Below are 25,524 nucleotides of genomic sequence, written 5' to 3' on the forward strand. Positions count from 1 at the left end.
TCATTGCGCATACTTGCCTATGAGCCGTACCATCAGGTCATTTAGCTTCTCCACTTGGTATTCGCCCACACTGGCCTCCAAATGGTCGTTGCCTATGCCGCTGTCGTCCGTAATGAAGACATAGGTGCCATTGGTGGCAATGGCAAAGGTCCGCATCAGGTATTCGGTCTCTTGATCGATGCCACTGGCCGTAATGGGGATTATTTTTATCCCCTTCTTGGCGGCTAGGACTATGGCATCCTGAAGGTTGGAGATAACATTTGCATTGTTGTGCGGAGGCGCGTCCAAGAGGAGAAAGGCAATGCGGGTACGCGCTGTACCGGACCATTGCAGCTCATTCAAGGCCGTATTCAGGGCGCTGTGCACGGCTTCCGGAAAATCGCCGCCACCATCTGCACTTTGCTCGGAAATGAAATTCAGGGTAGTGGTTACGCTCCGGGCAAAACCGGAATGGCGCACCAAATAGTCGTCTTCCGTGTCGCGGTAAAAGACACTTGCCGTGGCAATGTCCAGTTCGGGCGCATCTCCCTTGACCCGTTCAATGACGCTCAACAGGTCTTCTTTCAAAAATTCCAACTCGTCTCCCATAGAGCCCGTGGCATCGACCACAAAGGCCAGTTCCACTTTGTCGCTCGCGGCACCGCCGCCGTTCATTCGATATTCATTGATGCCCTCCTGAAACCATTTTAGGTGGGCGGTATGGGGCATCCCGGCCACATACAGCCCATAGGTGGAAAGGTCCACCTTGTTTGTCTGCTGGCGAAGGCCCACAAACAGCTCTGCCGAGCCAAAGTTGTCGGTCTTGGCCTCCCAGATCACCCGGTCGCCATTCTGAAGGGTTACGCTTTGGTCCGATATCGGGTTGCCAGCGGCATCAAAAACGCGCACGGCCAATCTATTGTTGGGATAGAACTTCCAATAATCGGGCTTGTTGGCAAAGGCATCGGTCTGTAGGAGTTCTTCCCAAAAAGACCAATGCTCCAGGTCATTCCACTCTGCGGCCGTTACCAGACCGGCCGTTCCGCCCTGTCCATTGCCACTTCCGTTACCGGGACTTCCGCCACCGGTTTCGGAGTAGGCTCCATCGGAAACGGACATGCCCTCCAGACCATTGCCAAGCGCATCTGCCTCACCGCTTGCGTCATCACAAGCCACGAGCAGGCCCATCAACCAAAAAAATCCCAAAAAATTGACTATTGTTCTCATCTGTTGCTATTTATGGTTTAGATGAAGACCTTCCCGGCTTATTGGCCCTGGTTAGAGCGCCGATAATCAGGTTCCAAAGGGTGTTCCATAGTTTTTTGGTTCACCCATTGCTCCACTAAGATGGCCCTACACGCATAAGATGCCGTTCTGTGAAGAGGTTGCGCCCGCTTGCTGTTAAACCCAGATTAAGCAATAGAAATTCCATTACGGCTGCAGATCCCTGCAAAATCAATCGTTGCACTGACTTTTGCTCACTCACCGTAGCGATGGCTACGCCTCAATCGCAAAAGTCTTGATTTTATTGGGCTTTGCACCCTCATTTCGAAAGTCCAGTGCATAATCTGGGTTAAAATTCGATTTGCCTTGGGCAAAAGCGGACAGGACAAACATAACCTTGGGAGTACCGCCCGGACCCGCAGCGCCACGGGCAGGGGTCGGTGCCATTGTAGGGAAACCCCGGGTATTGGAAAGGAACAAGCCCCCTTTGGGGCAGGGGGCACAGGAGCACCCCACCGCAAAGGTTAAGAGGAGGTGCTCTTGTGGAGGTATTGAAGCACGTTCCGCTCTATCCGTTCTTCTATGTGATTGGTATCGGCCCGCTCAAAGGGTTCGCCGGTGATCTTTTCGTACAGTTCTATGTAGCGATCGGAAACGGAACGGATGAGCTCGTCCGACATTTCTGGCAATGTTTGCCCCTCCAGACCTTGAAAACCGTTGGCCATGAGCCACTGCCTCACAAATTCCTTGGACAGTTGGCGCTGGGGCTCGTGGTTGCGCTGACGCTCCGTATAGCCCTCGGCGTAGAAATAGCGGGAAGAGTCCGGGGTGTGTATCTCGTCTATGAGCACGATCTTGCCCGTATTTGTCTTCCCAAATTCATATTTGGTGTCCACCAAAATGAGCCCGCGTTCCGCTGCCAGCTCGGTGCCCCGTTGAAAGAGCAAATAGGTATAATGCTCCAAAATGGCATAGTCTTCCTCGGAGACAATGCCCCTTGCCAACAGTTCTTCCTTGGAGATGTCCTCGTCATGATCGCCCATTTCCGCCTTGGTGGCCGGAGTGATGATGGGCCCGGGCAGGGCATCGTTTTCCCTGAGCCCCTCGGGAAGGGGCACCCCGCAGAGCGTGCGCTTGCCCAAGGCATATTCCCGCGCCGCATGGCCCGCCAAGTAGCCCCGGATCACCATCTCTACCTTAAAGGGCGTACAGGCATGGCCCACCGCAACATTGGGGTCGGGTGTGGCCATGAGCCAATTGGGAACAATGTCCGCGGTCTTCTCCATCATTTTGGTGGCGATCTGGTTCAAGATCTGACCCTTATAGGGAATGCCCTTTGGCATGACCACGTCAAAGGCAGACAATCTGTCCGTGGCCACCATGACCAAACGATCGTCTTGCAGGGTGTACACTTCGCGCACCTTGCCCTTATAGACCGCTGTTTGGCCTGGGAACGAAAAATGGGTCTTGTACAAAGCTTGGGCCATAATGCTCAATTTTGGTGTTCTATGGTTTTATAGGCGGCAATGACCTTTTTTACCAACTTGTGCCTGATCACATCACGATCGTCCAAGTAGATGATTTCTATGCCCTCCACGTTCTGCAGTACCAGCAAGGCCTCCTTGAGGCCGGATATGACCCTCCGGGGCAGGTCTATCTGGCCGGGGTCTCCCGTGACCAGGAACTTGGCATTTCTGCCCATGCGCGTCAAGAACATTTTCATCTGGGCGTGGGTGGTGTTCTGCGCCTCGTCCAGGATCACGAAGGCGTTGTCCAAGGTGCGGCCGCGCATGAACGCCATGGGCGCAATTTGGATGGTGCCGTTCTCAATGTAATGGGTTAACCGCTCCGGGGGGATCATGTCCCTGAGGGCATCGTACAAGGGCTGCATGTAGGGATCCAGCTTCTCCTTGAGGTCCCCGGGCAGGAATCCCAAGTTTTCGCCGGCCTCCACCGCGGGCCGGGTAAGAATAATGCGCTTTACCTCCTTGGCCTTGAGCGCCCTAACGGCCAGGGCAACGCCCGTGTAGGTCTTTCCCGTACCGGCGGGCCCTATGGCAAAGACCATGTCCGAGGTGCTTGCCGCTTCCACCAATAGTTTCTGATTGGCCGTCTGCGCCCGGATGAGCCGCCCACCAACCCCGTGCACCAAGGTTTGCGTCACCTTCTCCCCGGTGTCCTCTGGTTGCCCGTACCCATCGGCCAACAGTTGCTCAATGGTGTTCTCGTCCAACTTGTTGTACTTGGAAAAATGACGGGTAAGTCGGTCAAAACCGTTTTCAAACTGCTCCAAGAGCGCTTCGTCCCCAAAGGCCTTTACCTTATTGCCGCGGGCCACGATTTTCAATTTTGGGAAATGCTTTTTTATGACATCGATGTTTACATTGCCCTGGCCAAAAAAATCCCGGGGGCCAATGTCTGTGAGTTCTAGGGTACGTTCGTTCAAACAGCGCTATTTTAGGGATATTACCTTGGTGGGTTCTCCGTGTGCCAAGGCTTTTTTTGTTTAATTTTGCCATCAAATTTACACATATTTTAAGTTTGCCGGTTTAAAAACATATCAACAGTGCTGTATGGCCATTATAACGCTTACGACGGATTTTGGATTGAAGGATCATTCTGTGGCCGTTGTCAAGGGCGCGATCTACAGTGAACTCCCAGACGCCAAAATTGTGGACATCTCCCACCACATTGCCCCTTTCAACATACAGGAGTGCGCCTATGTGTTGGAGAATTCCTATGGCGCCTTTCCCAAGGGAAGCATCCATGTGGTCGGGGTGGATGCAGCGCCCACAGCTGGAAAAAAGCACATTGCCGTTTTGGTGAACGGGCATTATTTCATCGCGGCCAATACGGGGGTTGTGGGGCTGATCACGGCAGGGACCACTCCAGAAAAAATTGTGGAGATCGCCATGCCCAACTCCGTGAAGGATGCTTTTCCCACGGCCAGCATTTTTGTTCCGGTGGCCTGCCACCTGGCCAGGGGCGGCACCCTGGAGGTAGTGGGCAAGCCCTATTCCGAACTGAACACCTTGCGGGAATTTACGCCGCGCGTGGCAGATGGCGGAAAACAGCTGGTGGGGAACGTGATCTATGTGGACAATTATGGCAATGTGGTGACCAACATCAAAAAACCATTCTTTGATGCCTATGCCAAGGGAAGGGCTTATCAGGTCCAGGTCAGGAACCATAAACTGAAGACCATTTACCACACCTACAGCGATGTGGAAAACAATGACAACGGGAAGGGCACCAGACAATATGACGGTACCCTCCTGGCCCTGTTCAACTCCAACCAATATTTGGAGCTGGCCATTTACCGGAGCAATTTACAAACCGTTGGTGGGGCTTCCACCTTGTTGGGGCTGGAATACAGGGACACCGTGATCGTGGACTTTTTATAGGGCCCCGCCCCTTACGTCTGCACGCCCGCGCCCTTTCACAACGTTGATAACTTGGGCCATTTAGGGGCAAATGGCTAGATCGCGCCAATGTATTGGGAAGCTGCCGCGAAAAAAGAAGGGGCCGCACCTGTTAATAAGTTTGTTTCCCACAAAGGAGCAATTAAAATATCTTTGTTTTGGCAGGTTTTTGGAGTGGCACCAAGCCACTTTGGGCCATTCCGCCATAAAAGACTTGCCATAAACCAAAGCAGATTATGAAATTTATAGTATCCAGCACCTATTTGTTAAAGCAGCTTCAAACCCTGGGCGGGGTGATCAACAACAACAATACCCTTCCCATCCTGGACAATTTCCTGTTTGCCCTGAGCAAGGACAAATTGGTTGTTTCCGCCTCCGATATGGAGACCACCATCAGTTCCGTGCTCAAGGTGGAGACAGACAGTGAGGGTGCCATAGCCGTGCCGGCCAGATTGCTCTTGGAGACCCTGAAAACCTTTCCGCAACAGCCCCTTACCTTTACCGTGGAAGACAACAATACCATGGAGATCAGCAGCAACCACGGCAAGTATGCCCTGGCCTACGCCGATGGGGCCGAATTTCCAAAAGCCGTGGAACTCTCCGATCCAAGCACCACAAGCCTTATGGGAGATATACTGGCCACGGCCATTGACAAGACCATCTTTGCCGCGGGCAACGATGACCTTAGACCGGTCATGAGCGGCGTGTTTTTCCAGTTTTCCCCAGAGCACCTCACCTTTGTGGCCACGGATGCCCATAAATTGGTAAAATACCAGCGAACGGACGTCACGGCGGCCCAGGTGGCGGAATTCATCATGCCCAAAAAACCCTTGACGCTCCTCAAGGGCATCCTAGCTGGAAGTGAGTCTGAGGTGACCATTGAATACAACGAGAGCAACGCCCGCTTCACTTTTGATGATACTGAGCTCATTTGCCGACTCGTGGATGGCAAGTACCCCAATTATGAGGCGGTGATCCCCAAGGAGAATCCCAATGTGCTCACCATTGCCCGAAACCAATTTTTAAGCTCCGTGAAACGGGTTTCCATCTTTTCCAACAAGACCACCTACCAGATCCGCCTTAAGATAGCGGGGGCAGAACTGAACATTTCGGCAGAGGACATCGATTATTCCAACAGGGCGGAAGAGCGGCTAACCTGTGATTACCAAGGGGATGATATGCAAATTGGCTTTAACTCCCGTTTTTTGACAGAGATGCTCAACAACCTATCTTCCAACGAGATTTCCCTGGAGATGAGCCTGCCCAACCGGGCCGGTATCCTCACCCCCACGGATGGCCTTGATGAAGGAGAGCAGGTAACCATGCTGGTGATGCCGGTGATGCTCAACACATAAAAGGCCCTCACGGGAAGAGCTGCTTGGGCGCTTCCACAAGACGGAAACAAAACAAAAATAACCCCTTTGAGTGTCAAAGGGGTTGTTTTTATAAGGGCCCTGCAGGAAAGCCCAACTTTTAAGCCAAGGCAAAGGCGGTGCATCTGCAGCCCGTGGTCCATACGCACAGAACGGTGCGCCACCGTTATCCAGTATCCAAAACCTAAAAAAGCGCAAGCTGGAGAACATCCGGTGGCAGAAGCACAACAAAGTCTTGGCCTCTTGCTTCCGCTTGCCCTAGTGCCGTGACTAGCGTTTTTTGTTCAGCTTGGCCAGCCGCTCTTCGATCTTGAGGTTTTTAGCCTTGAGTGCGTTTATCTTCTGGTTTATCTTGTCAATGTCCACCGGGGAAAGTGCCCCCTTGGCCTGACCCTTGGTGAGCTTGGTGCGGAGCTTGTCCACCTTGCGCTGGTTCTTTTTTAAGGCCCCCTCCTTCTTGGAAATCTCCTTTTTCAGTTTTTCCAATTTGGCCCTCTCCTTCTCGGCCTTGGATGCTTTTTTGTTGCGCTTGGCCTCTTTTTTGGCCTTCTTTCTGGCTTCCTCGGCCGCCCCTACCTGAGTGCCGGTCTCCTTTTCCTTGGCCACTTCCACCTCATTTTTCACCTCTGCCGGGGTTTCCTGCGGCGCGGGCACCTCTTGGGCCCATACGCCGGAAACACAGCCCAAGGCCAAAACAGCCCAAATGATGCTCTTTTTCATGCTTAGTCGATTTAATTCCCTATTCATTGGCACCGCCAAAAGATTTGTTACTCCGAGGCTTGCCTAGAAATTAAAATTCAGTTTCTCAATAATGGCTCGTGGGCTTGCCCCGAAGTGGTTTACTTTTTCCGATTCAAAGATACGATCATTGCGGCCATGGCCGTATGGTTGACCTTAAAAATCCATTACTTTGGCAAAATCGCCGCGAACCACAATCTTGGACTTTGCAAGCCCCAGAAACCCCTAATTGTCTATTTTTGCCCTATGTTACCCAACGACACCATCATTGCCCTTGCCACCCCATCCGGAATGGGTGCCATTGCGGTGATCCGCATTTCCGGGCCAAAGGCCATTGCCCTGGCCAGCGATCACTTTACCGCCGCTAACCATAAGAAACTGGAAACGCAAAAAAGTCACACCATCCACCTGGGCCATATCGTGGATGGAAACAACATCTTGGACGAGGTACTGGTATCCGTCTTTAAAAACCCCCGATCCTACACCGGAGAGGACGTTGTGGAGATTTCCTGCCATGGCAGCACCTACATACAACAACAGGTCGTACAGCTTTTTTTGAGGAAAGGCTGCCGTGCCGCCACCGCCGGGGAGTTTACCATGCGGGCCTTTCTCAACGGGAAAATGGATCTTAGCCAAGCGGAGGCGGTGGCAGACCTCATAGCGAGCGACAGCCGGGCGGCGCACGATATTGCCATGCGCCAGATGCGGGGCGGGTTTAGCAACCAGATCCAAGAGCTGCGCCAAGAACTGCTCAATTTTGCCTCCTTGATCGAGCTGGAACTCGATTTCTCGGGGGAAGACGTGGAGTTCGCCGATCGCACCCAATTTAACCAACTGTTGCAGCGCATTACCCAGGTGCTCAAGAACCTCATTGACTCCTTTGCCCTGGGAAATGTGATCAAGAACGGTATTCCCGTGGCCATTGTGGGCGAGCCCAACGTGGGCAAGAGCACCCTGCTCAATGCCCTCTTGAACGAGGAACGTGCCATTGTGAGCGATATTCCCGGAACCACAAGGGACACGGTAGAGGATCAGATCGCCATTGACGGCATCAATTTTAGGTTCATTGATACGGCCGGGCTCCGCGAGACCACGGACAAGGTGGAGCAAATAGGCATTGCCAGGGCCCTTGAAAAGATCACCCAGGCCCAACTGGTCATGTACCTCTTTGAGGCCGGCCAAGACAAGGACAGGGAAATCAAGGCCCTACAGCAGAAATATCCGGACAAGTCCATACTGCTCGTTGCCAACAAAGTGGATGCCGTGCCCCAAAGCCGACGCACCACTTTGAAACAGCGGTACAACGACCTTGTTTTAATGGCGGCCAAGAACGGGGAAGGCCTGGAAACCTTGAGGACCACTTTATTGGCACGCTCCCAGGCGGGGGCCATGGGCCAAAACGATACCATTGTAAGCAACAACAGGCACTATGATGCCCTCTTGAAAGCCTTGGAGGCCATACAAAAAGTAAAGGAGGGCATGGACACGGAACTGCCCAGCGACCTTATGGCCATTGACATCCGCGAAGCGCTGATGCACTTGGGGGAAATAACGGGCGCGGTCTCCACGGACGATCTGTTGGGGAATATCTTTTCCAATTTTTGTATAGGGAAGTAAATAAATGCCTAATCTGAGTCCAGAATTGAATCTATATGTTTGATCTGCGACAAATACAATAAACGACCAGTTAATCAAACTAACCATAGCAACCAAATTTTAAATTCTACGTATCAGTTGAGACCTTCCAAAAAATCCAGCCTACAAATAATCGGTTAGTCATTAAAACATGTATTGCCAATCTGTTGACAAGTACTGAAAACGTAAGCAAATTAGCGTTATTTCTTAATAAACTTTTTTGTCCATTTTTTTTCTTGACCGTGATATTCAAAGAAATATAACCCGCTGGCAAGCTGTTTAAGATCAATGCTATCGCCTTCTAGTTCGCCTTCCTTGATCAATGTGCCGTGGATACCAAAAATGCGATACAATCCTCGATCTTCCAACCCAAGACCTTCAATATAAAGTGTGCTGTCTACTGGGACGGGAAACATCCTGAATTTGTCTTTTTCATTCGGGGTTGGGTTTTCTTCCAAAGGCACCTCCTCTTTATCGCCAGCTCTTGCCACTATTTCAATTTTAACCAATGAGGCCCCTCCTGAAAAAAAGATATTACCTTTCTCATCTATAACCTGGGCGTTGCCCCCATCGTCATAGCGATTATCTGTAAAAGGGCCCCTGGGTCCCAGATATACTTCAAGTACCACCTCACCGGTAGTCCAATCAATGCCATAATAATAGTAATTGCAATCAGAATCCTTTCGACCGCTCCCATAAACCAAATTGGAACCACGGCTATAGGTAAGGATATTGTTAAAATTAACCTCTGTATTTACCCAGTCGATAACGAATTTATCTGCATCCGTATCCCAATGAAGTTTCTGCACGCCTTTTACCGTTGGGCATTTTTGTCCCAAAAAACCATTAAATTGAGCTACGGCTATTTCATAACCGTTGGCACAGGGCGAATTTTCAATGGACTGAAATTGATTATTAAAGGTAAAAGCGGCCGGGAGCTTTATAGATCCAGCAAAGTGTATATCACGTCCTGGTATACCTTCCCAATTCTCGGGCAACTCTCTCCAAAATGCAACAAGGTTATTGTTTGCATGCCCATCGGCGACCACGACAATCTTATCATTGCCTTCTCCCCAACCCATTAAAGTAGGCGTGGTTCCGCTTCCTTCCGCGAAAGTTCCGGTTGGGCCATCCGCCACAAAATCATAGATAGCACTGTATCCTGTTGATACTTTTGACCCGTCCCATTTGATCTGTAACATTCTTTTGGTGGTTACGATATAGAAGTTATTTTCTTCATCTGCGGCCAGCAGGTTGTGGGTCAAGATTTCATCTCCCATAGTTGGTATACGGTAACTATCCAATAACTCAAAATCAGGGGAAATAATACCTATAGTGGCGTAATCGGCCTTAGGTTCCCGCCTACTTAAAAAAGCAATATTACCGTCATACAACAGAGTGAAATTAGGAACTCTATGGATTCCCAGTTTACCAAAATCAAAAGTATCTAGCACAACGATATCCGAATACGGATCGTTCACATCGGCATCGGAAAGTTTGAACAACTTTGAACTCCGATATGGAAACTTTCGTAAGGGTTTTGGGTCAAAAGTATACCATATTTTGTCTTTTCCTTGAAAAAAAGACCAGCCAAAAGATCTGAAGGCATCAAAATCGATTCGCAAACTGTCTATTGTTTTAATTTTTCCTCCTTCATCTATAAACTTAAAAACATGAGTGGCGTTGGACTGTAGCATGACCCGTTTACCATTTGGATATTTTTCGGATAGATACGTATACGGTGAGGTGCTGCCCTTTATCTTTTTTCGATATATAACTCGTAGGGAATCTCCAGGCATCGGACCGGGCAAGCATGTAGATGCCTGGCAATAATTGTTTCTGTGAAAAATCGGATAGGGTGAATCCGCAAGAAAAGGGTTGGCCGGGGGATCGTCTGGGCATACTGAAGTCTGCCCAAAAACGAAATCATTGTACGAAATAGTAATAAAAAATAGGGCGAGCAAGAATTTGGTTTTCATCTTTAAGATTAAATGAGTATTTATAAAATCAAGCGGGTTGCATTGTCTCTGATTGCAGAAAATCTATTCACATATTCCATTCTGCCAAATTACACTTCATTATTCTATCGTAATCTCCCCGGCCATTGACCTATGTCCGGCGTTGACAACTCCCCCTACCGCGCTGCTTTGTGTTAACTAGCCAATGGCAGTTAGCGCGATCAACCATCTTGCGGGTTGGAGGTCTATTTTGCCCTAGCTGTCGCTTATTTGCGTTAACTACTAGACACTCTAATATAATTGTACAAAAAATTAAGGCTTTGTGCTTTCCTTATAATTTCACTTTTAAACATTTTAAGTTATTTAATTGCACTGTTCTTTTTGAATACTACAGCATTATATGTACTTTGAGTTTCCACGTTAACAATGATAACAACAGCACTTACTATGCCCTTAGTATTATAATGAGGGTATTTTCAATGAGTTCAATGAAATTTTCAATGAATAGGGTTCCGTCCAGAAGATTTTGGTTAAAATGCTTGGCATGGTCGTTATTTTGGTTTTTGCCATTCTTCTTTTGGTACAGGCAATTTTTTGCTATGGATGTATCAATAGTACTCGCCATAACATTGACAATATTTATTGGAGGCATGCTTTTTACAGGATACTTCTTGATAGGTAAAAGAAAGAAATTTCCGCGATTGTTCTTCTGGGGTTCCGTGGTTGTATTCAGTACTTTCCGTTTTTGCCTTGTATATTTTGTATTACAACATAAAGTGGGGATAGACTCTGTTTTCCATTATCCTGAACGCGCGATTTATTTTATCGTTATGTCGTCAGCGGCCTTTGTTTTTTGGGGATATAGCTATACAATATATGAGTGGGGACTAGCAGCGAAGGAAAAATACTTAAGGGAAAATAAGAACCTGGCATCCAAGATCATCACCCAACCCATAGTCATCCGAAGTGGCGGCAAAAATGTTCATCTGCTACCTTCTGACATCCTTTATTTGGAAGCTAGTGGAGAGTATGTAAACTACATTACGGAAAATGGGAACTTTCTTTGCTTTCAGCGAATGAAAAAGGCGGAAACTGATATGATGGGTTATGGATTTCTAAGAATTCACCGTTCAACCATTATTAACAAAAAACACCTAAAGTCTTTTTCCACTACTGAGTTAGAGTTAAAAAATGGAAAAAAATTTTCTATCAGCGCTAAATTTAAAGATCAGTTTCTAAACAAAATCTAAAAGTGAGTATCTGAGCTATTTATGCTGGTATTTGAGAGATTAGCCCTTAAACCAAGTTATGGCGCAAACAAATCTAAACAAATTGGATGTCAAGTTTTTTGCGCAAAAAACTTGACATTTTTAAATTTTATGGCTCCTAGTCTTCATTGATGGCTATCTATTTTATAGAGGTCAGTAGATAAGTGCTCATCATTTTGAACTGATTATTAATTTGATCATCAATCCATTAAATTTTCGGTCGCTATCATTTGTGAGTAGAGAACGTTTAATGCCCTAAATCGGGCTTCGATGCTATTCTTAGGGGGCGCTCAGACTGACACTTGCATTTTAGTCAGGCAATCAGATGCAAGTTAAAAACTTCTCAATGATCTTCCAATACATAACTTGGGTTAAGATTGAGCCAAAGTCATCTTGAAAGAGCGCAAAGAGGTGTCCTTAAAACAGCTTGAAAATTCGTTGAACATACACCAAAATGGCCAAAAAAAGCTAGGCTTTGGCGTATGACTTCAGTTACTTTTTAAAAAGTTGAAACGTGGCAAGAACTGCTTTGTGGTCCGAGGGCCAGACCCCTTCGGGCACCAAAAATCGATTATTCCCGGGGATGTCCATTACCCGCCCTCCCCTTAGAATACTCCCAACAGGGCCAACAAGAACAACATTTTTCAGGTTCAATTCCTCATTTGGAAGGTAATGGATAAAATCAATCCTTTCCCTATCATCGGTTTCCGGTGTCCATACCAAAGTATCCGATGGGAGATGGGCATTGTTTACGGGCCAAGTAAACCCGGAGTAGGTAACTGTGTTGGCTTATTTGGTTCTGTACATATCGAGAAAGCCGTTTTCCATAAGCTCAAGGCTATCTTGCCAAGGTTCCATACCATTGGCAAAACCCTGCTCAAGAACTACAGCTCAGCATGGAACAGCCCACTTTGTTCCTGGCCCACTCGGGGCGTTTGGCGTACCACTTTTCATGGGGCAGTTGCTCGTCATAGGGCTTTTTCAGTAGCTGAAAGAGTTCGTCCAAAACCGTGACATCACCTTGTTCAGCGGCGTCTATGGCCATTTGGGCCATATAGTTCCGGAGCACGTATTTTGGATTTACGGCATTCATGGCCGCAGCACGTTCCCTGTCTTTCCTGTCTTCTTTTTGCAGTCGCTCTCGGTAGGCCAAAAACCAGGCCTCCCATTGTGCCCTCACATCGCCCACCACCTCCTCTGGGGCATAAAAGGCCATCTGTATGGCGGCCAGACCGCTATCCCCACCCTGTGCAGTGAAATGGGACAACTGCCTATAGAACAAGGTCATATCGGTTTCGGTGGCCTGTAGCACGGATTCTAGGTCTGTAATGAGCTTAGCGTCCGATCGCTCAGGTTTTTGCAGCCCCAATTTGGAACGCATCATATTTAGATGGGATGTCTCCAAATCTTGCTGCAACTGGGCCAAAATGGCTTCCAAGGGGGCTGCTTCCCCAATAAGGGGGTAAAGGGCGTTGGCCAATTTATACAGGTTCCACAGCACCAATTGTGGCTGGGTACCGTAGCGGTAACGCTTGTGGACACGGTCGGTGGTATTGGGGGTCCAGCCTGGGTCATAGCCCTCCAGCCAGCCATAGGGGCCATAGTCTATGGTGAGGCCCAAGATGGACATGTTGTCCGTGTTCATGACCCCGTGCACAAAACCTACCCGTTGCCAGTGCATCACCATCTCCATGCTGCGCTGCCCCACCTCCCTGAAAAAATGGAGGTATGTGGTCTTGGACGGGGCGCCCAAATGGGGAAAATGGCGTTCCACGGTATAGTCCACCAGGGTCTTTAAGGTGGCGGTATCATTGCGCGAGGCAAAAATTTCGTAACTGCCAAAACGCAGAAACGATGGGGCCGCCCGGCAAACAATGGCCCCTTTTTCGTAGGCGGGATTTCCATTGTACAGAACGTCCCTGAGCACTTGGTCCCCACTCAGGGCCAGTGAAAGCGCCCTGGTGGTGGGCACGCCCAGATGGTGCATGGCCTCACTGCACAGATATTCCCGTAAGGAAGACCGCAACACGGCCAGCCCGTCGGCCGTTCTGGAATAGGGCGTTTCTCCCGCTCCCTTGAGTTGCAGGGCCCATATCTTTTGGTCCTGCTGCACCTCCGCGAGGTTTATGGCACGGCCATCTCCCAATTGGCCGGCCCAGCTGCCAAACTGGTGGCCCCCATAACACATGGCATACGGCCTGCTATTGGGCAAGAGTTCGTTTCCGGTAAACACCTTTAAAAACAGGTCGCTCTGGGCATCGGCCTCGGTAAGGCCCAATTCTTTTAACATCTCGGGCGAGTGGTGCAGCAGCTCCGGCGCGCTGGTCTTCTTTGGGGTCACGTAAGAAAAACAGGCCTGGGCAACCTGCCGCCTCGTGTTTTCCAGAGCGGGGTCTGCCGGTAATTTTTTTGTAAAGACATCATTTATATGGAGCTTAAGTAGGGTCATCTGTTCTCTTCCTTTTCTCCAAAGTTACCACCTTCTTTTGGGATGGCCAGTACCCTGTCTTGGTGGCCCCGCAAAAAAGAAAGCCCGGACAGTCATTGTCCGGGCTTCCCTTGAATAGGTACACATTATCCCACTGTGTATGTCGGCGTCTTAGGCTTCACAACTGGCACAATCTTTCTTCTGCTTGAATTTCTGTGCCGCGTTCATGCTGTGTTGGTAGTAGAGCGATTTAAGGCCCAACTTCCAGGCGGTAACGTGTATTTTGTTTATTTCCTTTACCGGCATGTCCGGATGCACAATGATGTTCACGGACTGGCCCTGGTCAATGTGGTTCTGGCGGTTGGCCGCTTGGTACACTATGTCCAGCTGGTCTATTTCGGAGTAGGTCTTGAAGACATCCTTTTCCTGGTCCGTCAAGAAATCCAAATGTTGTACGGAACCGTCATAGTCGCGTATGCTTCTCCACACCTCTGTGGTATTTTTGCCTTTTTCCTCCAGAAGGGCCACCAAGAAGGGGTTCCTGATGGTGGTCTTTACCTTGGCAATGTCCTTTACGTAGGTATTGCTCCAGATGGGCTCTATGCCCTGGGACACCTGCCCAAGGATAAAGGCCGATGAGGTGGTGGGCGCCACGGCGTTCAGTGTGGCATTTCTTCTGCCGTAACCTTTCAAGATCTCTGGCTCGCCAAAGGTGGCCGCCAATTCCTCGGATGCCTTATAGGATTTTTCCTTTATGGTCCTGAAGATCTCGTTGTTAAGGTCATAGGCCTCCTGGCTGTTAAAGGGCAGCATCTTGGACTGTAGCAAAGAGTGCCACCCGAGAACGCCCAAGCCCAGGGCACGGTTGTCCTTGGCAAAGTTGTAGGCACGCTCCATGAAGAGGAAGGTCTGCCGATCTTCCCTGTTGTCCGCGTCGCGGTAGGCTTCCAATTTCTCCAAAAACTCAGTGATCACAGCATCCAAGAAGCACACCATGGTCTCCACGGCATCGGTGTTCTTCCACTTGTCATAGTGTAAGAGGTTCACGGAAGAGAGTACGCACACAAAAGACCAATTGTCATTGCTGGGCAGCATGATCTCCGTACATAGGTTGCTGGCATAAATGGGCAGCTGCTTGTCCTTATAAACATCTGCCGCCCCGTTGTTGGCGTTGTCCTTGAAGAAGATATAGGGGTAGCCCATTTCGCCCCTGCGCTGCAGCACCTTGGCCCAAATGGCCCTCTTTTCGGTATCGCCGGCCACCATTTCTTCCATCCAGTCATTGGTAACGGTTACCCCGTGGGTAAGCTCTTGAATGGGATTGCCCTCGGTACCGATCTCCAAAAACTCTGAAATGTCCGGGTGTTCCACGGGCAAATAGGGGGAAAACCTGCCACGGCGCACGGAACCTTGGCTCACCACATCCACCATGGACTCAAAGAGCTGCATGATGTGCACGGCCCCGGAGGCCTGTCCGTTGTTTTTCACTTCGGCCCCACGATGGCGTATCTTACCAAAATATCCAGAGGTGCCACCACCCAACTTGGACATCATTCCCACTTCGGACTGGGTATAGAGAATGTTGCCCATATCGTCATCAATGTGCGATCCAAAACAGCTAATGGGCAAGCCGCGCTCTTTGCCAAAATTGGACCACACCGGAGATGCCAGGGAGAAAAAGCCCTGGGACATGTAGTTGTAGAACTTGTCCGAGAATCCGGGTTTCTTCAAAAGTTGTTCTGCCCGATCGGCAATTTCCCTGATGCGCTCTTCGGCCGTTTGGTTTCCGGTAAGGTAGCCGGAGGCCAAAAAGTTTCGGCTGTGATCGGTAAGCCATTCAAAACCGCCTGCCGTGTTCTGGTTCTTTTCCTTGAGGGCTTCCCTTCTTGCCTGCACAAGTTGATCGCTCTCGGAAATTGTCTTCTCTGTTGTCTGCTGGGTAGTGTTCAAATCGTTCATTTAAAAAAGGTCATCACTTGTTATACTTTGTGTTCTTTTGCTATAGTTGATGGAGCGCTTTACAAAGAAGTCGCCGTGCTTGGTGCCAATGATCTCGTCATCGAACCACTCTGTCTGCTCCAATAGGGCCTCGTTCACTTCAAATATCTTTTCAATGCCTATACTGGAGAGGGAATTGTTGAACCTGTTCTTTATGAACTCGTTCACCACGTCCTTGGGCAGAAAATCCAGTTCCCCCTTCTCAAAGATCCAATCCACGATCTTGCTCTCTGCCGTGAAGGCCTCCTGGCACATTTGCTGGATCATTCTTTCATAATCGGCATCGAACCAATCCGGGTTTTCGTCCTTGATGATTTTGATCACATCAATGCCAAAGTCGCCGTGGATCTGCTCCTCCTTGGAGGTGGCCTCCACCACATTGCTGATGCCCTTGAACATGTTCTTGTACTTGTTAAAGGCCATGATGATCAGAAACTGGGAAAAGAGGGAGACGTGCTCAATGAAGAGACTGAAGAGCAAAATGGATTCTGCATACTCCTTGTTGTCCTCACTTTTTGCATTTCTAAGGGCAGATTCCAAGTACTGCACCCGTTTCATGATCACGGGCTTCTTCTTGAGGTTTTTAAACTCATCGTTGAGTCCCAAGATTTCCAACAGATGGCTGTAGGCATCGGCATGGCGCACTTCGCTCTCCGCAAAAGTGGAGCCCACGGAACCGATCTCCGGTTTGGGCATTTTGTGGTAGATGTCGCCCCAGAAGCTCTTTACCGCCACTTCTATCTGGGATATGGCCAGCATGGTGTTCTTGAGGGCGCTGCGTTCCAACTCGGTGAGCCCGGTCTTGAAGTCTTGTATATCACTGGTAAAATTGAATTCCGTATGAATCCAGTAAGAGTGCCTTATGGCGGGCACATACTCATAGAGCTGTGGGTACTCGTAGGGCTTTAGGTTCACACGCTTTTCAAAAATGTTCGATTTCCGCTTTAAGGTCTGCTCGTTCCTATATAATATGTAGGCCTTTGCCACATCGAAAAAACCACCTTCCATGAGCTTGGTCTCCACAAAGTCCTGGACTTCTTCCACGGTGGGCACATAGTTGGCATCTTCTGCCCTTCGCGCCAAAAGGGAGGCCAGCACGTTTTGGGTGATTTTCTCCGCATCGCCCAACCCGCCGTGCTCCACAGCGGTCATTGCCTTTAAAATAGCATTGGTGATCTTGTGCAGTTGAAAGGGTTTTTTGGTAAAATCCCGTTTGATGAGGTGCGTAATTTCCATAGTGTTTTTTTTGAAATGTTCGTGATACAGCACATAAAGATCCCCTTTTATGGCGGCTTTTTGATGGCCCGAGAATGAAGTTTTTCCACATTGTTATCAACAACGCAGGGAGGCCCAATAAAATGGTAGGCTCCAAAAAAAGTTGATGTTTTTGGACAAAAAAATTGGCTTTGAAAGGAAAAAAAGGCTATACAAAAGTGGGACGATGCCTTCCTGCCCCAGAAGGCCTCAAAACCAAAGAGGGCCTCATGGACCCACAAAAAGAAGGGCCTGTGCCCTTGCCCTACGGTAGCTGTATAAAAGGGGATTGCCGGGAATTACGCAGCCGTGAACAAGGAGCACATTAGGTCCGGGCAATCCCGCGAGGCATTGGAAGGAACCCATTTTTAAGGTCCAGGCAAGCCTCCGGTCCGGTCATTATACCCTTTGGCGATGCCAATAGTGCTTTATGGCCATCCTCACGTCCCGTGTCTTCCCTTAGACCCAGACCATGCACTAAACCAATACGACTGCAAAACCAAACGCCGCGCCCACTTTAGCGCCACCACTTTGGCCGTGGTCATCTTCAATGGCAAAGGTCTTGGTGGTATTGGAGGTGGCACCCTCTTTCTGATAGTCCGATACGTCTGGATTGAACCCCCTAGATGGAAGGAAGATGTGTTTCGCAAAGGTCTCTCCCCCACGCACCTTAAACCCAGATTATGCAGTAGACTTTCGTGATGAGGGTGTAAAGCCCAATAAAATCAAGCCTTTTGCGATTGAGGCACCCGCCCGAATGTGCCATTCGGTACGGGCGGGTAGCCATCGCTACGGTGAATGAGCAAAAGTCAGTGCAACGATTGATTTTGCAGGGATTTACAGCCGTAATACCTGCCCGTTCCTTTCAGGCGGGGAATTTCTATTGCTTAATCTGGGTTAAAAGCGGTATCCCAGGGACAGCCCCGCACGGGGAACAAAATCATTTGCAAAATTCTGATTTCCCGTGATGATGTTGCGGCCCACACCGCCGTAAAACTCCAACAAGAAGCCCCCCTTGCTCACCAACTTGCCCCCCAAGGCGATGCCAAAGGCCAAGTTGCCGCTGGTTTCATCGCTGTAGGTGATCCCGCCATTACTGTCCCAGTCGCCATCATAATCGCCCTGCACGTTGTACATGCCAAAGGCCTCAAAGAAAAACCCCCTGGCATATTTGCTGCTTATAAAACGCCGGTAGTACGGGGTAAAGGCAAATCGTTCGTAATAATAAGGTTCGTCTGACCAGCTCCCGTCTTCCGTTTCCACCAAATTGAACATGATGGAGGCCCCGAAGGAAGACTCCTCATTGATGAGGTACTCATACGAAAATTGGGGCGCCTTAAAGAGAATGAGGTTAAAGGCATTGGTCTTGATCTCGTGCTTGTCGTCCATCCTGGGGTCGTCCTGTGCGTAAGCCGTTAGTGCGCACATCACAAAAAAGAGCACAGCCATTGGTTTTTTCATCATCTCAAGCTTTTTGGTTCGTACTGGTTGCGCGTAACCCGGTATTTACCAAACCTGGATTTTCGCTCTTAGGGTACAATGTACATTTTTTTAATGAAACACCCACTGGGTATATGGTCCCGGCTTTAGAATGGTGCCCCGGCCAAGCTGCTCAATACCGAGCAAGGTATCATTGGTCCGCATGCGCATGCGCATCCCATCCGTTTGGTTGACACAGGTGAATCCTAGGCAGAGGCAGCGCTACGCACCCCATTATATTCTTGGACAGCGCTTGCAATTGCTCTTCCCCTTTTTCTTATATTTTTTACAGCACTTCTTCTTTTTGCCCACGGTACTGCAGGCCCCACAGTCTGGCACGGCGATGATACAGGGGTTGTTCAGGAAGGTGGATATCATTATTTTAATTAAATCTAAATAATGACAAATATAGCCCAAAATTCCTTTTCCCTTTAGTTTTTGACCCAGATTATGCAGTGGACTTTCGTCACGAGGGTGTATCCCGAGTACTCCGGACCAATAAAACCAAGACTTTTACGATTGCGGCGGGGAATTTCAATTGATTATCTGGGTTTAACACGCACTCCTAAAAAAGTGCGCCCTTCTGGCACATACGTCCGGTTCTTGACCAGCACGCTTGGCCCAGCTCTGTCAAGCAAACTACCTCCAGGCCCGCACGAGAGGCATTTTAGGAAAATAACCATTGGTCTCGGGGCTGGCCGCAGGGTTTAACTCCCATTGCCATTGCCCACAAAAAGACAAAAAAAAAGCTTTGGAATTCTTCCAAAGCCTTTATGTCCTTCTGCGTTTTATTTTATTCCTCCACATCCACTGCTGTGGCAATGGTATTGATGTCCCGATCAAACATATAGTGGCCAGACTTATCGTCCCCAATGATGTTCAATTTATCCAACAAGGTACGCGCCACGGCCTCCTCTTCCAACTGCTCGGTAACGTACCACTGCATGAAGTTGTGCACGTTGTAGTCCTTTTTGTTCAAGCACTCAAAGATGACATGGTTGATCTGTTCTGTGACGAACATTTCGCTCTTGAGAAAATCGGCGAACAGTTCGTGCAGGGAGGTATAACTGGCCTTTGGCTTGTCCAGTTCGGGCACAATCACGGTGCCGCCCCGTTCGTTCACAAACTTTACCAATTTGAGCATGTGCGCCCGCTCTTCTTCAGATTGATTGTAAAAAAATTCTGCGATGCCGTTGTAACCGGCGTTATCTGCCCACGAAGCCATGGCCAAATAGTGCATGGATGCATTGGCCTCGAACTTGATCTGGTCGTTGAGCAACGCCTCTATTGCTTTGTTCATATCTTTAACTTTTGCACAAAGATAAGATTGTTTTTGGCAGGCGTCAATACCGGGGCATAGTAATTATCAATGTTTCCATAAGAATTTGGTTTCCGCCATACCGCTTTGCCACGGGCCCTCAGAAGGAAGGCAAAGGGACCTTTTCCTCGGATTTTTTCCAAGGCATCATTGTAATTCCCAACGTAATTTCGGTTCTTTACCATAGCCAGAACAGTTCTTGACGCCGGTACACAAAAAAAAAGCGCATTCAAGAACCACTAAATTGAGTTTATGCCATTCACCGCAAAACAGCTGCAGCAAGCCAAAACCAAAAAGGAGCTCATTGCCATTGCCAAAAAACACCACATCCCCATAGACAAAACCCTAAAAAAACTACGCTATGAAGCAGAATTGAGGAAGTTGCAGACCGAGTTTGTGAACTTGCAGAAATGGGTGGCCCAGAACAAAATACGCGTGGCCATTATTTTTGAGGGCCGGGACGCCGCGGGCAAGGGCGGCTCCATTAAAAGGTTCAAGGAACACCTGAACCCTAGATCTTCCAGGGTGGTGGCCCTTACCAAGCCCACCACGGTGGAACGGGGCCAATGGTATTTTAGGCGCTATATAAAGGTACTGCCCAATCCCGGGGAAATTGTTTTCTTTGACCGCAGTTGGTACAACCGGGCCGTGGTAGAACCCGTAATGGGCTTTTGCACCAAGGCCCAATACAACCAATTTATGGAGCAAGTGCCGGACTTTGAGCACCTCTTGTACGAGGACAACCTGAAAATCATAAAATTTTGGTTCTCCATTTCCAAGGAAGAACAGAAAAAACGGTTCGAGTCCCGGCTCAACAATCCCCTGAAGCAATGGAAGTTCAGTCCGGTGGACATGAAGGGACAGGAGCTCTGGGATGAATATACGCACTACAAGGAAGAAATGTTCAGCAAGACACACACCAATTTCAGTCCCTGGACCATTGTCAAGACCAACGATAAAAAAGTGGCACGCTTGGAGAGCATGCGCCATGTGCTCTCCCAATTCGATTACGAGGGCAAAGGCAAGACCGGAGCCACGCTCCTGGCGGACCCGAACGTGATCATGCGCTACCAGCGAAGCGTACTACAAATAGATGTTTAAACCATGGATATGACCAAAGAAGAGCTAGACCTGCTCAATTCCAAAATTGGCTATTACGCCCTTTTTGGAAGCCGTAAACTAAACGTTGCCCAGGCCCTGGAAGAGGCCAAATATGTGAGCCGCCTAAAGAAAAAACAGGAAGAACTGATCAAATTGCAGCAGTGGGTAATGGAAAACGACAAAAAGGTGGTCATTTTGTTCGAAGGCCGTGATGCCGCCGGCAAAGGGGGCGCCATACGCCGCATTACGGAATACATCAATCCGCGCCACTTCAGTATCGTGGCCCTGGACAAGCCCACCGAGGATGAGCACAAACAGTGGTTTTTTCAGCGCTACGTGAACCACCTGCCCAACCCTGGCCATATGGTTCTTTTTGACCGGAGTTGGTACAACCGCGCCGTAGTGGAGCCCGTGAACGGTTTTTGTACCCCAAAGGAGTACGAGACCTTTATGGGGCACGTGAACGATTTTGAAAAAATGCTCATTGAATCCAACACCTACCTCATCAAGTTCTATTTTTCCATCTCAAAGGAAGAGCAGGCAAAACGGTTCATGGACATGCAAAAAAGCCCGCTGAAACGCTGGAAAATGACCCCGGTGGATTCCAGGGCCCAGGAATTGTGGGACAAGTACACGGAATACAAGGAACGGATGTTCCAAGAAACCCATACCGAGATTGCCCCTTGGACAATCATTGACGCCAACAAAAAGTCATCGGCCAGATTGGAGGCCATTTCCCATATCCTGGACACCATTCCCTATACCTCCTGAGCTTTTGAAAAGCCGCTGTGCTGCATCCATAGGGCACCCCGGCAACCATGACCAAAGGCGCTTGGCAGACAGAGCGAAACCCATTTTTGGTCCCTTGGGCGCGGCACGGCCGGCCATAACCAAGGCGCCATCCAAAAAGGCGCCCAGGCAAGAAGAGCCCCTCCTGTCAATGTAAGGTTACGTTCACCAGACCAATGGCCGAAGGTTTCCCATTGTTTACCCCATAACTAAGGTAGAGCACATCGTCTTCCTTTAAACGTTGTTGCAAGGGCATCATAGCCGCTCCGCCCGGTTGGCCCTTGGGCACCATAAGCGTTCCTTGGGCCACAACTTCCCCATCCGGGGCATTGCGCCGCACTTGAAAGGTGTAGGTGGCCTCGGGGGCCTGCTGCCATCCCACGGCCAAGGTCAGGGAGCTTACGCCGCTGTAATCCATTTTGGGGAGTTGCAACCACCCCTTGGCCCCCGCGGCCAAATAAATGTCCATCCCATTGAAAACAAGTTCCCGAAGGCCATCGTTTTCCATGCCCGGGGCAAAGGAGACCACATTGCTGGGTATGACCAAGGACTGACTTCCGGTAAGGGGCAAAACGCCTTCCGATCCGGCATCCGTGTAACTTGCGCTGATCACCATGACCGTTCCGGGAGCGCTGGGCGCCGCCGTTATGGTCCCCTTGGCGGGCAATGAGGGCACTTCTTCCTCCTCGCTGGCCAGGGATTTAATGTAAAGGGCGATCTGCCTGCTCTCGTCAGAGGTCACTTTGGGGTGGGCGGGCATCATCACCTCGCCCCATACCCCACTCCCGCCCTGAACGATCTTTCCCTGCAAATAGGTGATGGCATCGCGGCGCTCCTTGTACTTCTCGGATATCTCCATGTAACTGGGCCCAATGGAGGGCCCCAATTCCTTATGGCAGGTCTTGCAGTCCATGGATTGGGTAAGGGCCTTGCCGGTCACGGCGGCGGACACTTGCTGGTGCCCCAGGTTCATTGCCACTTTGTCCATCCCTTCCAAATAGTCCACGCTCACATAAATGGAGGTCTCGTCCACGGTATCCTGTCCATCGGGGTCGTTCACGGACACCGCATAATCCAAGGACTTTCCGGGCAGGTAGAATGCCTTGTTCCCCTTGGTGACCTCAATGGTGACCTTGGGCCTGGAGTTTCCGGCCACAATGCCCATGCGCTCACTGCTGGCGGTCTGGCCCCGGCCGTCATTGACGGACACTTGAAGGTTGTAGGCGCCTTTCTCGGTATAGGTATATGCCACTTCGGGTTGGTCCGTGCGCAGGGTATCCCCATTGCCAAAGTCCCACAGGTAGCTCATCGTGTCATCCTCACGGTCCCTTGCCGCTACCTTTGCACGGATCTTTAGGGGAAGGGTACCGCTGGTTTCATCCACGTGCAGCCCCGAGATCAACGGTGGCCGGTTCCCACCGTTGTAGGCCACATACCCCAGGGCAGAATTGGCATTTTGGGTAAACCAGCCGCTGCCGTATTCCAAGAGATACACCCTTCCGTCGGGGCCCACTTCCATATCAATGAGGTTGTTCAGCTCAATTTCCGGGGCAAAGGGTTCCATCTTATTGAAGGTACCGTCCTCAAAGAGGTGCACGGCAAACATCCAGCCCCGCATCCAATCGTAGATAAAAACCTTACCGTCATAATAGCTGGGCAAGGTTTCCTTACCGGGGTACATGTCCGAGTAATAGGTGGGGCCGGCCATGGCGTTTCTTCCACCGGTATCCAACTGGGGGAAGGCGCCCGTTTCGGCATAGGGGTAATAGGCATAAGCCGGTTGGGCCGGTGGCAGCTCCCGCAGGCCGGTGTTGTTCCGGGAGTCGTTTATGGGCAGCTCGGGGTCAAACTCCGGGCCGGACTCACCGGTTTCATAATTGTAAGCGTTGTAGGGGTAATTGTCCCCAATGAACATGGGCCAACCAAAATTTCCGGCCTCACGGGCCTGGTTCATCTCATCATAGCCCCTGGGGCCCCGTACGCCCAGGCTGTCCGCACGGGCATCCGGGCCCACATCGCCCCAATACACATAGCCTTTTTTGGCATCCACGGAAATCCTGTAAGGGTTGCGGTGCCCCATGGTATAAATTTCCGGGCGGGTTTTTTCTGTCCCCACGGGAAAGAGGTTACCCTCCGGAATATCGTAGCTTCCGTCCTCGTTCACCTGTATCCTTAAAATCTTGCCCCTTAGGTCATTGGTGTTGGCAGAAGACCTTCTGGCATCGTACTGCTCCCGGCCGGGAAGATCGTTCAAGGGGCCAAATCCATGGTGCACATATTTGGCATTGGGCTCATTGAAGGGCGTGGTGTTGTCTCCCGTGGAGAGGTAGAGGTAACCCTTGGGGCCAAAGGCAATGGAACCCCCGGTGTGGCAGCATATTTCGCGTTGACTGTCCACCTCCAGGATAACCTGCTCGCTGCCCAGATCAAAATTGCCGTCCTTGTACTTAAAACGGGACAAACGGTTCACCCAGGCATCGCCCGTGGGGGCATAAAAGAGGTAGATCCAGTGGTTGTTGGCATAATCCGGATCTTTTTGCAGCCCCATAAGGCCCTCCTCGGCATTGACGTTGGGGGTGTTCAGGGTTTTGTGGTACACATCCAACTTGGCCACCTCGGTGAGCTCCCCGGTAGCGGCATTGTAGCGCATGACCTCCCCCCTGCGCTGGGCCACCAAGACGTCATGGTTGGGCAAGATGGTCATTTCGGTGGGCTCAAAGAAAGCACCTTCGTGCAGGGTCACTTTGGAAAAGCGGTCCGTTTCCGGCGGAATTTGGGAAGTGGCCTTGGCGTAGTCCAGCCGTTCATTTTTGCCCATGGCATACTGTATGCCGCCCAAAAGATGCTTTAGGAACAGGGGCTCTGAAAAACTGGCATCCGTATGCCCGCCACCCGTGTAAAAGGCCCTACCCCCGTCATATTCATGGTACCACGAAATGGGGTGGAACGCTCCATTTGCCCCTCCCTCATAGGTGTCCTCATCCACCGTCATGATCACGTTTACATCGGGATTGATGTTTTTGTAATTGTACAGCTCATCGGACCGGGTCCAAACGGTGTCCTTAAAAAACGAAGTGGCCGCAAAATTTGAATTTGTTATGATGAAGTTGGCCTCTGGGGTGCCGGGCGGGTGACTTAAAAATTGGGCACCCACCAGCTTGTTGTACCACCCCCAGTCATATTCGGTATCTGCCGCGGCATGAATGCCCACAAAGCCCCCTCCTGACTGAATATATCGCTCAAAGGCGGCCTCCTGATGGTGGTCCAGTACGTTGCCGGTGGTGCTCAAAAAGATAACGGCGGCATACTGCTCCAGATTTTTCTCCGTAAACAGGGCGGCATTCTTGGTGGTATCCACTTCAAAACCGTTTTCCGGGCCCAATGCCTTAATGGCCGAGATACCGGCGGGGATGGAAGCATGCTTAAATCCAAGCGTTTTGGAAAACACCAGCACCTTGGGCGCACCTTCCCGCTTTTGGCCACAGGACAGCACCAGAAAAAGGGACAAGAGAAAGAAAATGGGGGAAAGAAATTTCATTTATAGACCAGTTTTAGGATGT

18 protein-coding genes are annotated in these 25,524 nt (G+C 50.0%); 6 read left to right on the forward strand and 12 right to left on the reverse strand.

The annotated features are described in order from the left end of the window. The 3 genes from ACKWCC_RS15410 to ACKWCC_RS15420 form a co-directional block, all read right to left on the reverse strand. A complete protein-coding gene (locus ACKWCC_RS15410) occupies positions 1-1,206 on the reverse strand; it encodes a vWA domain-containing protein (RefSeq protein WP_413996851.1) in 1,206 nt (401 codons plus the stop codon). 521 nt (positions 1,207-1,727) lie between these two features. Further along, positions 1,728-2,690: a phosphoribosylaminoimidazolesuccinocarboxamide synthase gene (locus ACKWCC_RS15415; RefSeq protein WP_413996852.1), complete on the reverse strand. Its 963-nt coding sequence runs from the start codon at positions 2,688-2,690 to the stop codon at positions 1,728-1,730. 5 nt (positions 2,691-2,695) lie between these two features. Beyond that, positions 2,696-3,649, reverse strand: coding sequence for a PhoH family protein (locus ACKWCC_RS15420; RefSeq protein WP_413996853.1), 954 nt, complete (start codon positions 3,647-3,649; stop codon positions 2,696-2,698). 127 nt (positions 3,650-3,776) lie between these two features. Here ACKWCC_RS15420 and ACKWCC_RS15425 point away from each other — a divergent pair, with 127 nt between their 5' ends. After that, the gene (locus ACKWCC_RS15425) at positions 3,777-4,607 is read left to right on the forward strand and encodes an SAM hydrolase/SAM-dependent halogenase family protein (RefSeq protein ID WP_413996854.1); all 831 of its coding nucleotides are present in this window, start codon (positions 3,777-3,779) and stop codon (positions 4,605-4,607) included. Between the two features lie 254 nt (positions 4,608-4,861). Beyond that, entirely contained in the window at positions 4,862-5,980 is a 1,119-nt protein-coding gene (gene dnaN / locus ACKWCC_RS15430; RefSeq protein ID WP_413996855.1) for a DNA polymerase III subunit beta, read from the forward strand. A gap of 288 nt (positions 5,981-6,268) precedes the next feature. Here the strand turns inward: dnaN and ACKWCC_RS15435 are convergent, their stop codons facing one another. Then, positions 6,269-6,718 carry a hypothetical protein gene (locus ACKWCC_RS15435; protein ID WP_413996856.1) on the reverse strand — a complete coding sequence of 150 codons (450 nt, stop codon included), beginning with the start codon at positions 6,716-6,718 and terminating at the stop codon, positions 6,269-6,271. A 264-nt stretch (positions 6,719-6,982) separates the two neighbouring features. Here ACKWCC_RS15435 and mnmE point away from each other — a divergent pair, with 264 nt between their 5' ends. After that, positions 6,983-8,353 carry a tRNA uridine-5-carboxymethylaminomethyl(34) synthesis GTPase MnmE gene (gene mnmE, locus ACKWCC_RS15440; protein ID WP_413996857.1) on the forward strand — a complete coding sequence of 457 codons (1,371 nt, stop codon included), beginning with the start codon at positions 6,983-6,985 and terminating at the stop codon, positions 8,351-8,353. A 218-nt stretch (positions 8,354-8,571) separates the two neighbouring features. Here mnmE and ACKWCC_RS15445 read toward each other — a convergent pair whose 3' ends face one another. Continuing rightward, entirely contained in the window at positions 8,572-10,350 is a 1,779-nt protein-coding gene (locus tag ACKWCC_RS15445) for a T9SS type A sorting domain-containing protein (RefSeq protein WP_413996858.1), read from the reverse strand. Between the two features lie 458 nt (positions 10,351-10,808). Here ACKWCC_RS15445 and ACKWCC_RS15450 point away from each other — a divergent pair, with 458 nt between their 5' ends. Further along, positions 10,809-11,579 (forward strand): LytR/AlgR family response regulator transcription factor, encoded by a 771-nt coding sequence (locus ACKWCC_RS15450; RefSeq protein WP_413996859.1) that lies wholly within the window; start codon positions 10,809-10,811, stop codon positions 11,577-11,579. Between the two features lie 895 nt (positions 11,580-12,474). Here ACKWCC_RS15450 and ACKWCC_RS15455 read toward each other — a convergent pair. The 6 genes from ACKWCC_RS15455 to ACKWCC_RS15480 form a co-directional block, all read right to left on the reverse strand. After that, positions 12,475-14,046 carry a protein adenylyltransferase SelO gene (locus ACKWCC_RS15455; protein WP_413996860.1) on the reverse strand — a complete coding sequence of 524 codons (1,572 nt, stop codon included), beginning with the start codon at positions 14,044-14,046 and terminating at the stop codon, positions 12,475-12,477. A gap of 150 nt (positions 14,047-14,196) precedes the next feature. Further along, on the reverse strand, positions 14,197-15,984 hold the full coding sequence (locus ACKWCC_RS15460) for a ribonucleoside-diphosphate reductase subunit alpha (protein WP_413996861.1): 1,788 nt from the start codon (positions 15,982-15,984) through the stop codon (positions 14,197-14,199). After that, positions 15,985-17,259, reverse strand: coding sequence for a ribonucleotide-diphosphate reductase subunit beta (locus ACKWCC_RS15465; RefSeq protein ID WP_413996862.1), 1,275 nt, complete (start codon positions 17,257-17,259; stop codon positions 15,985-15,987). It abuts the gene before it with no gap. Between the two features lie 495 nt (positions 17,260-17,754). Continuing rightward, positions 17,755-17,946 carry a hypothetical protein gene (locus ACKWCC_RS15470; RefSeq protein WP_413996863.1) on the reverse strand — a complete coding sequence of 64 codons (192 nt, stop codon included), beginning with the start codon at positions 17,944-17,946 and terminating at the stop codon, positions 17,755-17,757. A gap of 228 nt (positions 17,947-18,174) precedes the next feature. Beyond that, positions 18,175-18,741 (reverse strand): DUF3575 domain-containing protein, encoded by a 567-nt coding sequence (locus tag ACKWCC_RS15475; RefSeq protein WP_413996864.1) that lies wholly within the window; start codon positions 18,739-18,741, stop codon positions 18,175-18,177. Positions 18,742-19,549: 808 nt separating this feature from the next. Continuing rightward, entirely contained in the window at positions 19,550-20,056 is a 507-nt protein-coding gene (locus ACKWCC_RS15480; protein WP_413996865.1) for a ferritin, read from the reverse strand. Between the two features lie 270 nt (positions 20,057-20,326). Between ACKWCC_RS15480 and ppk2 (ACKWCC_RS15485) the strand changes: the two genes are divergently transcribed. Both ppk2 (ACKWCC_RS15485) and ppk2 (ACKWCC_RS15490) read left to right on the forward strand, forming a co-directional pair. Then, on the forward strand, positions 20,327-21,175 hold the full coding sequence (gene ppk2 / locus ACKWCC_RS15485) for a polyphosphate kinase 2 (protein ID WP_413996866.1): 849 nt from the start codon (positions 20,327-20,329) through the stop codon (positions 21,173-21,175). A gap of 3 nt (positions 21,176-21,178) precedes the next feature. After that, a complete protein-coding gene (ppk2, locus tag ACKWCC_RS15490; protein ID WP_413996867.1) occupies positions 21,179-21,946 on the forward strand; it encodes a polyphosphate kinase 2 in 768 nt (255 codons plus the stop codon). Between the two features lie 166 nt (positions 21,947-22,112). Here ppk2 (ACKWCC_RS15490) and ACKWCC_RS15495 read toward each other — a convergent pair whose 3' ends face one another. Then, positions 22,113-25,502 carry a ThuA domain-containing protein gene (locus ACKWCC_RS15495; protein ID WP_413996868.1) on the reverse strand — a complete coding sequence of 1,130 codons (3,390 nt, stop codon included), beginning with the start codon at positions 25,500-25,502 and terminating at the stop codon, positions 22,113-22,115. Between the last annotated feature and the right edge of the window lie 22 nt (positions 25,503-25,524).

Source organism: Maribacter aquimarinus (assembly GCF_047345505.1).
Lineage (GTDB): Bacteria > Bacteroidota > Bacteroidia > Flavobacteriales > Flavobacteriaceae > Maribacter.